Here is a 13,563-nt window from a genome sequence, read left to right as displayed (position 1 = left end):
GAATCAACCCGTCGTTACCCGGGCCGCAACAGGTTGGGAAGCGTCCTGCGCGACGGCAGGCCGGATCTTGAACCAGATGGCGTACATGGCTGGCAGGAAGACCAGCGTGATGATCGTGCCGGCGAACGTGCCGCCGATCAGGGTGTAGGCCAGCGTCCCCCAGAACACCGAGTGCGTCAACGGGATGAAAGCCAGTATCGCGGCCAGCGCAGTCAGAATCACCGGTCGCGCCCGCTGCACCGTCGCCTCGACCACCGCGTCATAGGGCGCCAGGCCTTCCTGTTCGTTGTGGTGGATCTGGCCGATCAGAATCAGCGTATTGCGCATCAGGATGCCGGACAGGGCAATCAGCCCGACCAGCGCGTTGATGCCGAACGGCTGCTGGAACAGGAGCAGTGTCGGCACAACACCGATCAGGCCGAGCGGGCTGGTCGCAAAAACCATCACCATGGCGGCGATGGATCGCACCTGCAGGATGATGATCAGCAGGGTGATGGCAATCATGATCGGAAACAGCGGCAGCATGGCAGTGCTTGCCTTCTCAGATTCCTCGATGGAGCCGGCCTGTTCGATGCGGTATCCCGCTGGCAGGTCGTTGATGACAGGTTGCAGTTGCTTGAAGATCGCGGCGGAAACGTCAGGCGGCTGAAGGCCTTCCGCGATGTCGCCGCGAACCGTAATGGTCGGCGTGCGGTCACGGCGCCGCAGGATCGGATCCTCCATTTGCACATCCACCGTGCCAACCTGCGACAGCGGCACGCGTTGGCCGTCGGCCCCCACCAGCGTCAGACCGGCGATCTTGGCTGGATCCAGGCGGACGTCACCGGCCGCTCGGCCGACCACTTCAACCGAGCGGATGTCCTCGCGAACGTTGGTGAGGGGTACGCCACTCAACAGGAACTGCAACTGTAGGGCGACCGAGCTGGAGGTCAGTCCCACCGCCTGAAGCCGGTCCTGGTCCAGCGTAAAGTGCAGGGCGGGAACCCGCGCGCCCCAATCGGTGTTTACGGTGCGCATCATGGGATCGGCGTGCATGATCGATTGGACGCGCGCGGCGATCGCGCGCAACTGGCCGGCATCAGGCCCCATGACGCGATAGGCCACCGGGAACGGCGAGGGCGGTCCGAACACGATCTGAGTGACGCGGACCTGCGCCTGCGGCGCCAGGCCGTCGGCGATGGCCTGGCGAAGCCGGAACTTGAGCGCTTCGCGTTCCTTGTCGTTGCCCGTCAGCACGACGATCTTGGCGAATGACGGGTCCGGCAGCTCGGGCGCCATGGCCAGAAAGAAGCGCGGCGCGCCTTGTCCGATGTACGCGGTGACGATCCTGGCTTCCGCCTGCTTGGCCAGCCACGCTTCGACTGTCGCAGCGGCCTCGCTGGTTTGTTCAATGGACGTGCCGTACGGCATCTGCACTTCAACGAGCACCTCGGGCCGATCCGAAGTGGGAAAGAACTGTTTGTTGACCAGACCCATGCCAACCACGGCCAGCGCAAAGACCGCGACCACCGTGCCCGCCACCAGCCATTTGCGGCCGATGACGTGCCCCAGCAGACGCCGGAACCGGTTGTAGTGGCGGGTGTCGTAGATGGCGTGGTGTCCGCCTTCAACCTTCTTGATGTCCGGCAGCATCTTCACGCCCAGATACGGCGTGAAGAACACCGCCACCACCCAGGACGCGATCAGCGCAATGCCGACGATCCAGAACATGTTGCTGGTGTACTCGCCCGCGGTGGAACGCGCGAAACCGTTCGGCATGAAACCCACCGCGGTGACGAGCGTGCCGGACAGCATGGGGGCGGCCGTGTGACTCCACGCATACGCCGACGCTGCGATCCGGCTATAGCCTTCTTCCATCTTGACCACCATCATTTCGATGGCAATGATGGCGTCGTCCACCAGCAGGCCGAGCGCCAGGATCAGCGAGCCAAGCGTGATGCGGTCGAAATTCTTGCCCGAGGCCGCCATGATCACGAACACCGCCGCAAGGGTCAGGGGCACGGCGGCGGCCACGACGATCCCGACGCGCCACCCCATGCTGATAAAGCACACCAGCATCACGACAAGCAGTGCGACGAAGAACTTGACCATGAACTCGTCCACCGCCGCGCTGATGTTCACGGCCTGGTCGGTGACCTTGGTCAGGCTCATCCCGAGCGGCAATGCGGTGTTGATCTTGCCGACCTCCTGCTCGAGCGCGCTGCCCAGATCCAGCCCATTCCATTCGTCGCGCATGACCACGCCCAAAAGCAGCGCGGGCTCGCCGTTATTTCGCACCAGAAACGTGGCCGGGTCTTCATAGCCGCGCTCCACGGTCGCCACGTCGGCAAGCTTCAGTGTGCGTCCCCGGGCGATGATGGGCGTTTGGCGGATCTTGTCCAGGCTGTCGAACGCGCCGTCTACGCGCAGGAACACCTGGGGACCCTTGGTCTCGATCGACCCGGCAGGCGTCAGGACGTTCTGCGCGTTGAGTGCGGCAAAAATGGCCTGCGGATCGACGCCGAGCGTAGCCAGGCGGTCATGGGAGAACGACACGAAGATGCGCTCGGGCTGCTCGCCGATGATGTTCACTTTCTTGACGCCCGGCACATGCAGCAGTTGCTGGCGCAGCGCTTCGGCGTCGCGGGCAAGCAGACGCTGGGGCTCGCCTTTTGCCTTGAGCGCGTACAAGGCAAACGTGACGTCCGCGTACTCGTCATTGACCATGGGCCCGACTACGCCGGGAGGCAGACGTCCGGCTTCGTCGGCAAGCTTCTTGCGCGCCTGATAGAACTCTTCCTGCACCGCCTGGGGCGGTGTGCTGTCCAGCAGCGACACCATGGTGAATGCCAGGCCGGGCCGCGTGAAGGTTTCGGTCCGGTCGTACCAGCGCAACTCCTGCAGCCGCTTTTCCAGCGGTTCGGCGACCTGGTCCTGCATCTCCTGTGCGGTCGCCCCGGGCCATGCGGTGACGACGGTCATCTGCTTGATGGTGAACGGCGGATCTTCAGCACGGCCCAATTGGAAGAACGCGAGGATTCCGGCGACAGAGACGAGAAGAATCAGAAACAGCGTGATCGAGCGCTCGCGCACGGCGAGCGCAGACAGATTGAAGCGGCCTTCGCTCATCAACGCGCTCCCACGAGGGCGGCAGCGTTCTGCTCCCCGAGCCTGACCGGCTCGCCTTCATGCAGCAGATGCGCACCCAGGGACACGATACGTTCGCCGGGCTTGAGGTCGCCGGCGACACGCGCCACATCGTCGCTCAGGCCGTGCACCTGGACGGGCCGCCGCGCCACCTGGGCCGGGGCGCCATCCACCACCACCCAGACGCCCGGGCCGGCGCCGGTGTCGAAGACAGCGCCTATCGGCACCTGCAGCAGGGGCGTGCCGTCCGGCGACTGTGGAATGTCGATCGTGACGGTGGCCCCCAACGGGGCGCGGGCCAGCGCGCCCTCCAGCACATACCTGGCCTCGAACGTCCGCGTGACGCGATCCGCCGCATCCGACAGTTGCCGCAGCGTGGCCGGGGCGGGGGACTGGCGGTCCCCGTACAACATTGCCCGGGCGGCGGAGCCCACGGATGGCCGTAGTGTTTCGGGAAGGTGGACGATGGCTTCGCGCTGGCCGGCGCGCGCCAGCCGCACGACGGATTGCCCGGCGGCAACGACCTGTCCGGGTTCGGCCAGCGTGTCCACGACGATGCCGTCCGCGTCCGCCACCAGCACCGCATAGCTCGACGCGTTTTTCGCGACGTCGGCCCGCGCTTCGGCCGCCTTCAGATCGGCACGCGCCGTGTCGGCCGCGGCCTTGATCTGCGCATAGGCCGACGCGGACACGGCGCCTTCTGCCACCAGGCCGCGATAGCGGGCATCGTCGTCGACAGCCTGTTTTGCGCGCGCACGCGCCGAGGCCACGGCTTCAATCTGCGCACGGGCCTGCAGGCCCAGATCTTCCGGATCCAGCCGCATGAGCGGCTGGCCGCGGGTCACCGATTGACCGGTGTCGACCAGTCGCTCCAGCACTTTCCCGGACACGCGGAATCCCAGGTCGCTTTGAACGCGCGCCGCCACGACCCCCGAAAAGGAGCGTGCGGGCGCGGATGCGGTTTGCGCCACGCCGACTCTGACAAGCGGCGGGTCGACGCGGGGATCTGACGGGGGGCTATCGCCGCATGCCGCAAGGGCGACAGGCAGCAGGCAGAGGGCAAAGGGGGCAAGCGGACGCCGAAGCATGGGAGACCATCCTCACAAAGAAGGTCCCCATTCTATACAAGTGACCAATAAGGTCAATGGTCACAGAGGAAAATTTACGGCGCCAAACTTCGCAGGATCAGGTTCGACAACTGCACCGTGGCTTCCGCGCCATTGGCCAGGTTGTGCTGCAGGAGCAAAGGATTGATATACGGCCGCATGACGAGATAGATGGCGTCGGCCGTTTCATCGAGGGGCGTCTTGCGTTCGAAGTCGCCGGCTTCCCGACCTTCGCGGATTACCTGCAGGATGAGGCCCTTGATGTGCGCCTCATAGGCTTGCGCGGAAGGCCACGACTCGCTGGCCGAGGTTCGCGCAATGTCGTACAGCTTGCTGTCGTGGAAGAAGAGCTGGCTGCCGGCTTCCACCAGGGCCTTGAACATGCGCCGCAGCCGGTCCGGCGCGGATCGCGCGTCGGCGACGGCCGCGTCGACGGCCACCATGATCGTGTTCAGGCGGTTGGCGCAGATGACCTCGCCGATCGCCTGCTTGGAGTCGAAGAACTTGTAGATATAGGCCTTGGAGAATCCGATGGCCTTGGCCAGGTCCGAGACGGTGGTCTTGTCGAAACCGTACAGGCCGAAGTATTCGGTGGCGGCTTCGACGATCTGATCGCGGACGTCGTGATCGGAGGGGCCGCGCGGCTGAAGGGCGGGGGATGTTGCTTTCGTCATGGGTGCAGCTTAACCCGGAGCACTTTTGTTGACAACGGGTGACCAAAACGTATTATAGTCACCCAAAATTAATTGCCTGAAGGATTCCCATGCTCGCCCGTCATTCCTTTGTCTTGCTCTGCGCCGGCGTGCTGGCCGGGTGCGCGGCAGGCCCTGATTACCACCGGCCGGAGGCGCCGCTTCCCAGTCACTACTCGCAGGCCCCCGGCCGGCAAGCCGGATCCGGGGCCGTGCAAGGCCTCGATACGTGGTGGCGCCAGTTTGACGACCCGATGCTGGCGCGATACGTGTCGTTGGCCATCGCGCAGAACCTGGACCTGGCGCAGGCGGCGGCGCGCGTGACGCAGGCGCGTGCGGGGCTGGGCGCGGCCAACGCGGCCTTGCTGCCGTCGGCCTCGGTGCGCGGCCTGGCCGCGCGGTCGCATCAGTCGCGTGAGACGCCACTGGGACAGGTGGCCAGCACGATGCCCGGTTACGACCGCTGGGGCAACCAGTACGAAGCCAATCTTGAGGCCAGCTGGGAAGTCGATCTGTTCGGCGGCCTGCGGCGTGGCCGTGAGGCGGCCATCGCCGAATTTCAGGCCTCGGAAGCGGCAGCGATGGCCACGCAGCTCGCGGTGACCGCGCAAACCGCGGACACATACATTGTGATCCGCAGCCTCCAGGCGCGTTTGGACATCGCACAGCGGCAGGTCAGGACGCAGCAGGATCTTGTCGCCAAGGTCGCGCTGCTGCACGAACGCGGGCTGGCTGCGCAATACCAGGTGCGTCAGGCGGATGGCGCGCTGTCGCAAGTACAGGCGACCGTTCCGGTGTTGCAGAGTGGGCTTGATGCGGCGATGAACGCCTTGGACGTCATGCTGGGGGCCGCGCCCGGCACGCATCGCGCCGAACTGGCGGCGCACGCGCCGATACCCGCCGCGCCTCGGATCGAGGAAATGGGCGCTCCCGCGGATCTGCTCCAGCGCCGGCCCGATCTGATCGCGGCCGAACGCCGGCTGGCGGCCGCCAACGCCCGTATCGGCGAGGCCATCTCCGAGTTCTACCCGAAGTTCTCGTTGAGCGGCTTGCTGGGCAGCGCCACGGCCGTGTCCAGCGGCAATCTGTTCTCCGCCGGTGCAAGCCAGTCAACGGGCGTGTTGGGACTGCGTTGGCGGCTGTTCGACTTTGGCCGCATCAACGCGCAGATCGACGGGGCAAAGGGCCAAGAGGCCGAGGCGCTGGCGGCATATCGCCTGGCGGTCCTGCATGCCACGGAAGATGTCGAGAACGCGTTTTCCGCACTGATCCACCGTGCCGAACAGTCGGCGGTGCTGACCCGCGGCGAAGACGCGCTGACGCAGGCGCGAGCGTCGTCGTTTGCGGCCTACAAGCGCGGCGCCGCCAGTCTGGTCGACGTGCTGTATGCGGACGCCTCGCTCTTGCAGGCTTCTGACGACCGGGCACAGGCCCAAGCGGAAACCGCTCGGGCAGCGGTGGCGGCATACAAGGCGCTGGGCGGAGGCTGGCGTCCGGACGCACCGGCGCAGATCGCCACGCGCTGAACCGAAGCGCGCGGGCCTCGGCACGGACACAGGAACACGACTTGCTGCGTTGCGCTTCTCGGGCATCTGCTCGGGCCCGCAACTCACGAGGCGATCCAGTGACCCAACTCATCGAAAATCGGTACGCCCTTACCGTGCGCCCCATGCCGGCGGTATTCCTGGCCGGGATGTTTCCCTTGTTTCTCGGCGCGGCACTCGCGGATGCTGCCTATGCGCAGACTTTTCACATCCAATGGAACAATTTCGCGTCCTGGCTGCTGGTCGGCGGACTGCTGTTTGGCGCGATCGCGCTGCTGTTTGCCATCGTGGACCTGTTCAGGGCTACGCAGCGCGCGCGCGGAATCGTTCCTTATGCCGTCGTGCTGCTGGCAGCCTGGCTGGTAGGCCTGTTCAATGCGTTTATGCACGCCCGCGATGCTTGGGCAAGCATGCCCACCGCACTGATTCTGTCTGCAGTCGGCACCGTGCTGGCACTTGTGGCGCTCTGGCTGGGCTTCCGCACCCCGCACATCAGGGGGCCGCTATGAATCACCTACGACTGATTGCCGGAATTCCGTTGCTGGTGATGGCAGGGGTGTGCAGCGCGCAGGCGGGAGGCCAATATGGACCTTCGCCTGATCTGCCCAAGCCCGAACGCGGCCTGCTGCCCGATATGGTCATTGCCAAGCCTGCCCCGTGGGGCGACAAGGTGCCGACCGTGCCCGAGGGCTACAAGATTTCGGCCATCGCCACGGATCTGAAGATTCCCCGGCAGACGCTCGTGCTGCCCAATGGCGACATCCTGGTGGCCGAGGGACGCGGCGGCAGCGCGCCCGACCTCAAGCCCAAAGACGTGATCGCGGCCGTCATCAAGGCCCGCGGCACCAGCCCGGTCAAGGGCGGCAACCGCCTGACGCTGCTGCGCGACCCGGAAGGCGATGGCACCTACGAGGCCTCTGTCTTTGCCGAGAATCTCAACGCGCCGTACGGGCTGGCGCTGGTCGGGAACCAACTGTATGTCGCCAATCAGGACGCATTGGTGCGGTTCGACTATCAGCCCGGGCAGACCAAGGCTAGCGGGCCGCCCGAAGTCGTCACGCCGCTGCCGTCGGAGATCAACCATCACTGGACGAAGGCGCTGACCGCCAGCGCCGATGGGCAGTATCTATACGTGGGCATCGGCTCGAACAGCAACATCACCGAACGCGGTATGACGGCTGAAGCCGATCGCGCGCGGATCTGGCGCGTGAATGCCAGCACGGGTGAATACAAGACGTATGCGACCGGCCTGCGCAACCCGACCGCGCTCACGATCCAGCCCGACACCGGGCAACTGTGGGCCGTGGTCAACGAGCGCGACGAAATCGGTCCGGACCTGGTGCCCGACTATCTGACCACGGTCAAGGAAGGCGCCTTCTACGGCTGGCCTTACAGCTATTGGGGCAAGAACGTGGATGATCGCGTCCGGCCGCAGGATCCCGCAAAGGTCGCGTCGGCCATCGCGCCGGATTACGCCTTGGGCTCGCACGTCGCGGCGCTTGGCGTCGATTTCTCAGACGCTTCGATGGGGGATCGTTTTGCCAACGGCGTCTTCGTCGGCGAGCACGGAAGCTGGAACCGCAAGGATCCCGTGGGCTACAAGGTGGTCTTCGTGCCGTTCACGGACGGCCGTCCGTCCGGCCCGCCCGTGGACTTCGTCGCAGGCTTTCGCGACAGCGACGGCACGACGCGCGGCCGCCCCGTAGGCGTGACGGTGGACCCGAAGGGCGCGCTCATCGTCGCCGACGACCTGTCGAACACGATCTGGCGAGTCACGCCCGCGCAGCCGGCACAGCCTGCGCAGCCGCCCAAGCCGGTCGCTGCGGCGCGGCCCTGACAAGTCATCCCCCAGGCCTCCCGCGCGACGCATCGCATCGTCGGGGGGGCCACGCAACAGGAGCAACCATGGCAACACTTCAAGACGTCAACATCGCCATTCTGGCTGTCGATGGGTTCGAGCAGGTCGAACTCACCGGCCCTCGTCATCGTCTGCACGAGGAGGGCGCGCGCACGGTGCTGGTGTCCGCCCGCACCGATCCGATCCAGGGCTTTCATCACGACAAGCCGGGCGACCGGTTTCCGGTGGATCTGACCTTTCTGCAGGCCGCCTCCGAGCCGGAGGTCTTTGACGCCTTGCTGTTGCCCGGCGGCGTGGTCAATGCCGATGAAATCCGGATGCAGCCCAAGGCGCAGGAGCTGGTGCGCGCATGCTTTGACGCGGGAAAGCCGGTCGCCGTCATTTGCCACGGCGCCTGGCTGCTGATTTCCGCTGGCGTGGTCAATGGTCGCAAGATGACCAGTTGGCCATCGCTGCAGGACGACCTGCGCAATGCGGGCGTTGAGTGGGTGGATGAAGAGGCCGTCGTCGACGGCGTATTGGTGTCCAGCCGCAAGCCGGATGATATTCCCGCGTTCAACGAAGCCTTCATCGGCGTGCTGCGCAAAGCTGTCGAAGGGCGTGACCGCAAGTAGGCTGGCCGGTGGTGAGCGCGCGGGGTTAACAGAAGACGCGTTCGGAAGGCGCCCCGAATGGCGCCCTCGAAGCCGCCCCGTAAGCTGCCCCGGCGGATGACGCTACGTACGCTTCAACGCAACAGTCACCAGGACCGACGCGTTCTCCAGCGCAAAAAGCGAATGCGGCGCTCGGCCGGGCAGGTACATCAGGTGGCCGGCGTCCAGGATATGCGTGGCGCCGCCGGTCGAGACCTCCACGCTGCCCTCCAGGCATTGAAGGGTGATTTCGCCCTCGACGTCATGCGAGGGCATTGTCTTGCCCGCCAGCAGCACCAGCCGCATGACCTCCAGATCCTCGGACTTGAAAAGCGCGACCGACTGCTTCTGCGCAAGCGCCGCGCCATAGGGCTTCAGATCGATGACCTGTCCGGGATCCGCGTGTTTCAGGGCCATGATGACTTCCTTCGCTGGGAGATGGATGGACCAACGATACCCCAGGCGAGCGCAGCGCGGCCGATCAGTTGATCTTGATGCCGCGTTCCTTGACCAGGTCCTTCCATTGCGCCGTTTCCTTGGCCAGGTGGTCGCGCAGTGCGTCGGGCGTGCTGCCGATGGACTCGGCCCCGATCGAATCGAGCGTCGCCTTCACCTTGGGATCCGCCAACGCGGCGCGCATGGCATCGTTCAGCTTGGCCACCACATCCGGTGGCGTGCCCGCAGGCGCGAAGGCGGCGAACCAGGGCATCAGCTCATAGCCTGGCACGCCCGCTTCCTGCAGGGTCGGCACGTCGGGCAGGGCGGCCGAGCGCTTGGTGGTGGTGACGCCCAACGCACGCAGCTTGCCGGTCGCGATGTGCGGCTTGGCGGACGTGATGCTGTCGAACATGTAGTCCACCTGCCCGCCCAACAGGTCCGCGACGGCCGGGCCGCTGCCCTTGTACGGCACGTGCAGCATGTCCACGCCCGTCATCGATACGAACATTTCACCGGCCAGATGGATCGACGTGCCGACCCCAGCGGAGGCGTACGTGTAGTGCTTGGGCTGCGCCTTTGCCTTGGCGATCACGTCCTGCACGCTCGTCGCGCCGGTGCGTTCAGGATTGGTGACCAGCACGTTCGGCACCACGGCCAGCAGCGAGATCGGCGCGAAGTCCTTGATGGGGTCGTAATTCAGGTCTTGGTACAGCGCGGGATTCACGGCCATGCCGTTCGCCACGATCAGGATGGTGTAGCCGTCCGGCTTGGCGCGCGCGACGGCCGCCGCGCCGATATTGCCGCCCGCGCCCGCGCGGTTTTCCACGATGAACGACGTATTCAGCTGCTTGCCCATGGATTCGCCCAGCGTGCGCGCGATGCTGTCCATGGCGCCGCCCGGCGGGAAGGGCACGATCCACTTCACCGGGTGGTCGGGATAGGCATCGGCGTGCGCCGCCGCCGCGCCAGCCAGTAGCGACGCGGCCAGCAAGGCGCGGGCGAAGGGTTTGAAGGCGGGGCGCAGGCGCATGAAAGTCTCCGTGTTCTTGATTTATGGGCGGCGATGCGGAACCGATTCATACTCTGGCCGGCCGCGCTTGAACGATGGAGGCAGTATCGCTTGCCTTTTTCCAAGGCGTCCAAGACTATATGGGTTTCAATTGATACCTTCAGGGTCTTAATCGTCATGGAACTCAGGCACTTGCGCTATTTCCAGGCCGTGGCCGAGGCCGGCAGTTTCACGCAGGCGGCCGCGCGGCTGCACATCGCGCAGCCGCCGCTTAGCCGCCAGATCAAGCAACTGGAGGAGGAACTGGGCGTGCTCCTGTTCGAACGCACCACGCGCGCTCTACGCCTGACCGAGGCGGGTCGCTTTCTGCTCGAGCAATCGCGCCTGTTGACCGCCCGGCTGGACGAAGTGCTGGAAGGCACGCGCCGGTTGGGTCAAACGGAGCGCCGCTGGTTCGGCATCGGCTTCGTGCCGTCCACGCTGTACGGCTTCGTACCGGAACTGATCCGGTTGCTGCGCGGCGCGGACGAGCGGGTCGAAGTGGGCCTGATGGAAATGAACACGTTGCCGCAGCTCGAAGCGCTGAAGGCAGGCCGCATTGACCTGGGCATCGGCCGCATCCTGCTGGACGACCCGGCGATCGAACGCCGCGTGCTCATGACCGAACCCTTGATGGCCGCCGTGCCGCTGCATCACCCGCTGGCGGGCCAGGGCAGCGTCTCGGTCGACCGGCTGGCGCGCGAGCCCTTCGTCCTGTATCCGGCGCGGCCGCGGCCCAACTACGCGGATCACGTGCTGGGACTCTTTCGCGCCGCTGGCCATTCCCTGCAGGTCGCGCAAGAGGCCAACGAGCTGCAGACCGCCATCGGGCTGGTTGCGGCGGGGCTGGGCGTCACGGTCGTGCCCGCGTCCGTGCAGCGCCTGCAACGCCAGGACGTGGCGCATGTGCGGATCGAAGCCGACGCGTTTGTGTCGCCCGTGATCGTCAGTTATCGCAAGGATGATGCGTCGGTGTTCCTGGCGCGGGCGCTGGAACTGGCGGGGGAGCTTGCAAAGGGGTAGGGGCGGCGGAGGTGACCTGCCGCGCTATCGTCCGCCCGCAGGCGAATACGCGCCCACCAGTTCGATGATCCAGTCAATAAAGGCGCGCAGTTTGGCGCTGACGTGGCGGTTGGGCGGGAACGCCACGTACATTGGCATCGGGTCCATCCGCCAGTCCTCGAACACCGGCACCAATTCGCCTTGTGCAAGATGCGGCGCGGACATGTAATCCGGCAGCCACATCACGCCCATGCCGGCCAGGCCGGCCGCCAGGTACGCATTGCCGTCGTCCACGGCCAGCACGTAACGGCCGTGCACGTTGACGACTTCGTTGCCGCGGCGCATGGCGTAGGGCAGCGCGCGGCCCGTGCGTTGCCACAGAAAGCCGACGATGCGATGGTGCGTGTCCTCAAGCTCGCGCGGGTGTGCAGGCTTGCCGGCCAGTTTCAGATAAGAGGGCGCGGCATAGACGCCCAATCGTAGGTCACCGACACGGCGGGCCATCAAGGATTGATCGGTCAGCTCGCCGCCGCGCACCACGCAGTCGACGTTTTCGCCGATCAGGTCGACGATGCGGTCGCTGACGCCCATGTCGAGCTGGATGTCGGGATAGCGCGCGTGAAAGGCCGGCAATGCCGGCACCAGCACCATGCGCGCCAGCGGGCTGGGCACGTCCACGCGCAGGCGGCCGCGCGGCGCTTCGGCGGCGCTGGACAGGCTGGTCTCGGCGTCGTCCATGTCGGCCAGCAGCTTGATCACACGCTCGTAGTACGCCGCGCCGTCGGCCGTGACGTTGACCTTGCGCGTGGTGCGGTTCAAGAGGCGCACGCGCAGCCGCGCTTCGAGCTGCTGCACAAGCTGCGTGACGCTGGTCTTGCTCATGTGCAGGGTTTCGGCCGCCTTGGTGAAGCTGCCGGTCTCCACCACGCGCGCAAACGCGGTCATTGCGTCAAATCGGTCCATGGCTGCTCCGCAGGGTGTTGGGGATTGTTTGGATTCTACAAATAGTGATGGATGAAGTTGACCGTTTATCCGCGCGGCGGGCGCTTTTACAGTTTGCCTATGTCAACGCGGGCGGTCCGAAGCCCCTTCACTTGGAGAATCCCATGAATAACCGTGACGTCGTGTTTCCTCCCAATCGCCACGCGCTTTACGAGCGCAACCGTTACTCGCCGGCCGTGCGTTCCAACGGCTTTCTGTTCGTGTCCGGCCAGGTCGGCAGCCGCGACGACGGCTCGCCCGAGCCCGATCTGCGTCAGCAGGTGCGGCTGGCGTTCCAGAACCTGAACGCCATCCTGCACGCGGCGGGCGCGTCGTTCGACGACGTGGTCGACGTGACCGTCTTTATGGTGGATCCGCAGTCGCAGTTCGAGACCATGTGGGAAGTGGTGCCCGAGTTCTGGGGCGAGGCGCCGTTTCCGAACATCACGGCGGTGGGGGTGACCTGGCTTTATGGATTCCAGTTCGAGATCAAGGTCATCGCCAAACTGCCGGAGGGCGCGACGGCTTGAGCGTGCGGCCGGCAGGCGGCCGGACCGCTGGCCGGATAATGACCGGCCCATGACGGGATCATGACCGCCGGAAGACGACGACCTTGCTGGTCAGTTTCTGCAGCGGTTCATCCCGCTGGTTCGACGTGACGGATTCCACGACCACGATGGCGCGATCGGGTTTGGAACGGGACGGCGTGATGCTCAGCACCGTGCTCGTCACCTTCACTACGTCGTCGGGGCGGGTGGGCTGCGGCCAGGCCACTTCGGCCCCAGCGCCAATCACGCCTCGCGCCACGGGAAAGCTTTCGACCAGCAGCTTCATGGTCAGCGCCGCCGTGTGCCAGCCGCTGGCCGCCAGACCCTGAAATAACGTGTCACGCGCGGCGTCCGGATCCAGATGAAAGGGCTGCGGGTCGAATTGCGAGGCAAAGGCAATGATCTGCGCTGCGTCCAGGGCGTGGCTCTTGCTGACGAAGATGTCTCCAACGGACAGGTCTTCAAGATAGATCAGCGGCGGCTTGCGGGTATCGGTCATGAACAGCTCCGGCGGTCGACTGGTGGGTGGGGCATTATGGGCGCGCGCGCGCCACTCCCGCAATGCCGCGGGCGATGACCGTTGCCAAA

13 protein-coding genes are annotated in these 13,563 nt (G+C 65.6%); 6 read left to right on the top strand and 7 right to left on the bottom strand.

What is annotated here, in order from left to right:
• Positions 1 to 3: 3 nt before the first annotated feature.
• The 3 genes from AB3147_RS15015 to AB3147_RS15005 all read right to left on the bottom strand — a co-directional run bounded on the left by AB3147_RS15015 (position 4) and on the right by AB3147_RS15005 (position 4,906).
• Entirely contained in the window at positions 4 to 3,108 is a 3,105-nt protein-coding gene (locus tag AB3147_RS15015; protein ID WP_367352296.1) for an efflux RND transporter permease subunit, read from the bottom strand.
• A complete protein-coding gene (locus tag AB3147_RS15010; protein ID WP_367352295.1) occupies positions 3,108 to 4,214 on the bottom strand; it encodes an efflux RND transporter periplasmic adaptor subunit in 1,107 nt (368 codons plus the stop codon). The genes AB3147_RS15015 and AB3147_RS15010 overlap by 1 nt, the downstream gene beginning before the upstream one ends.
• Before the next feature lie 74 nt (positions 4,215 to 4,288).
• On the bottom strand, positions 4,289 to 4,906 hold the full coding sequence (locus AB3147_RS15005) for a TetR/AcrR family transcriptional regulator (RefSeq protein ID WP_175121340.1): 618 nt from the start codon (positions 4,904 to 4,906) through the stop codon (positions 4,289 to 4,291).
• Positions 4,907 to 4,995: 89 nt separating this feature from the next.
• On the opposite strand from AB3147_RS15005, the gene AB3147_RS15000 reads away from it, so the two are divergent.
• From AB3147_RS15000 to AB3147_RS14985, 4 genes are all read left to right on the top strand, one after another.
• Positions 4,996 to 6,450: an efflux transporter outer membrane subunit gene (locus AB3147_RS15000; RefSeq protein ID WP_367352294.1), complete on the top strand. Its 1,455-nt coding sequence runs from the start codon at positions 4,996 to 4,998 to the stop codon at positions 6,448 to 6,450.
• Positions 6,451 to 6,548: 98 nt separating this feature from the next.
• Complete coding sequence (locus tag AB3147_RS14995; protein ID WP_217467814.1) at positions 6,549 to 6,977, top strand: DUF2231 domain-containing protein; 429 nt, start codon at positions 6,549 to 6,551, stop codon at positions 6,975 to 6,977.
• Positions 6,974 to 8,305, top strand: coding sequence for a PQQ-dependent sugar dehydrogenase (locus AB3147_RS14990; protein WP_313065838.1), 1,332 nt, complete (start codon positions 6,974 to 6,976; stop codon positions 8,303 to 8,305). The genes AB3147_RS14995 and AB3147_RS14990 overlap by 4 nt, the downstream gene beginning before the upstream one ends.
• A gap of 68 nt (positions 8,306 to 8,373) precedes the next feature.
• Positions 8,374 to 8,940 (top strand): type 1 glutamine amidotransferase domain-containing protein, encoded by a 567-nt coding sequence (locus AB3147_RS14985; protein ID WP_367352293.1) that lies wholly within the window; start codon positions 8,374 to 8,376, stop codon positions 8,938 to 8,940.
• Positions 8,941 to 9,042: 102 nt separating this feature from the next.
• On the opposite strand, the gene AB3147_RS14980 is transcribed toward AB3147_RS14985, so the two are convergent.
• The gene (locus AB3147_RS14980) at positions 9,043 to 9,375 is read right to left on the bottom strand and encodes a cupin domain-containing protein (RefSeq protein ID WP_367352292.1); all 333 of its coding nucleotides are present in this window, start codon (positions 9,373 to 9,375) and stop codon (positions 9,043 to 9,045) included.
• Positions 9,376 to 9,439: 64 nt separating this feature from the next.
• Entirely contained in the window at positions 9,440 to 10,426 is a 987-nt protein-coding gene (locus tag AB3147_RS14975) for a tripartite tricarboxylate transporter substrate binding protein (protein ID WP_175183602.1), read from the bottom strand.
• A 156-nt stretch (positions 10,427 to 10,582) separates the two neighbouring features.
• Between AB3147_RS14975 and AB3147_RS14970 the strand changes: the two genes are divergently transcribed.
• A complete protein-coding gene (locus AB3147_RS14970; RefSeq protein WP_291387367.1) occupies positions 10,583 to 11,467 on the top strand; it encodes a LysR family transcriptional regulator in 885 nt (294 codons plus the stop codon).
• A gap of 24 nt (positions 11,468 to 11,491) precedes the next feature.
• Here AB3147_RS14970 and AB3147_RS14965 read toward each other — a convergent pair whose 3' ends face one another.
• Positions 11,492 to 12,409, bottom strand: a complete 918-nt coding sequence (locus AB3147_RS14965; protein ID WP_175121347.1) for a LysR family transcriptional regulator — start codon at positions 12,407 to 12,409, stop codon at positions 11,492 to 11,494.
• Positions 12,410 to 12,552: 143 nt separating this feature from the next.
• On the opposite strand from AB3147_RS14965, the gene AB3147_RS14960 reads away from it, so the two are divergent.
• A complete protein-coding gene (locus AB3147_RS14960; protein ID WP_191577414.1) occupies positions 12,553 to 12,957 on the top strand; it encodes a RidA family protein in 405 nt (134 codons plus the stop codon).
• 58 nt (positions 12,958 to 13,015) lie between these two features.
• On the opposite strand, the gene AB3147_RS14955 is transcribed toward AB3147_RS14960, so the two are convergent.
• Entirely contained in the window at positions 13,016 to 13,474 is a 459-nt protein-coding gene (locus AB3147_RS14955) for a MaoC family dehydratase (RefSeq protein ID WP_367352291.1), read from the bottom strand.
• Positions 13,475 to 13,563: the final 89 nt, after the last annotated feature.

The sequence above is a fragment of the Achromobacter animicus genome, from assembly GCF_040775605.1.
Lineage (GTDB): Bacteria > Pseudomonadota > Gammaproteobacteria > Burkholderiales > Burkholderiaceae_B > Achromobacter > Achromobacter animicus.
The sequence above is the reverse complement of the archived record's forward strand: the minus strand, read 5'-3'. Positions and strand labels throughout refer to the sequence as shown.

Coding starts and splice junctions, on each gene's coding strand:
- AB3147_RS14990 (WP_313065838.1), top strand. CDS start 6,974: ATGAATCACCTACGACTGATTGCCGGAATTCCGTTGCTGGTGATGGCA.
- AB3147_RS15010 (WP_367352295.1), bottom strand. CDS start 4,214: ATGCTTCGGCGTCCGCTTGCCCCCTTTGCCCTCTGCCTGCTGCCTGTC.
- AB3147_RS14975 (WP_175183602.1), bottom strand. CDS start 10,426: ATGCGCCTGCGCCCCGCCTTCAAACCCTTCGCCCGCGCCTTGCTGGCC.
- AB3147_RS14965 (WP_175121347.1), bottom strand. CDS start 12,409: ATGGACCGATTTGACGCAATGACCGCGTTTGCGCGCGTGGTGGAGACC.
- AB3147_RS14955 (WP_367352291.1), bottom strand. CDS start 13,474: ATGACCGATACCCGCAAGCCGCCGCTGATCTATCTTGAAGACCTGTCC.
- AB3147_RS14980 (WP_367352292.1), bottom strand. CDS start 9,375: ATGGCCCTGAAACACGCGGATCCCGGACAGGTCATCGATCTGAAGCCC.
- AB3147_RS14960 (WP_191577414.1), top strand. CDS start 12,553: ATGAATAACCGTGACGTCGTGTTTCCTCCCAATCGCCACGCGCTTTAC.
- AB3147_RS14985 (WP_367352293.1), top strand. CDS start 8,374: ATGGCAACACTTCAAGACGTCAACATCGCCATTCTGGCTGTCGATGGG.
- AB3147_RS15015 (WP_367352296.1), bottom strand. CDS start 3,108: ATGAGCGAAGGCCGCTTCAATCTGTCTGCGCTCGCCGTGCGCGAGCGC.
- AB3147_RS14970 (WP_291387367.1), top strand. CDS start 10,583: ATGGAACTCAGGCACTTGCGCTATTTCCAGGCCGTGGCCGAGGCCGGC.
- AB3147_RS15000 (WP_367352294.1), top strand. CDS start 4,996: ATGCTCGCCCGTCATTCCTTTGTCTTGCTCTGCGCCGGCGTGCTGGCC.
- AB3147_RS15005 (WP_175121340.1), bottom strand. CDS start 4,906: ATGACGAAAGCAACATCCCCCGCCCTTCAGCCGCGCGGCCCCTCCGAT.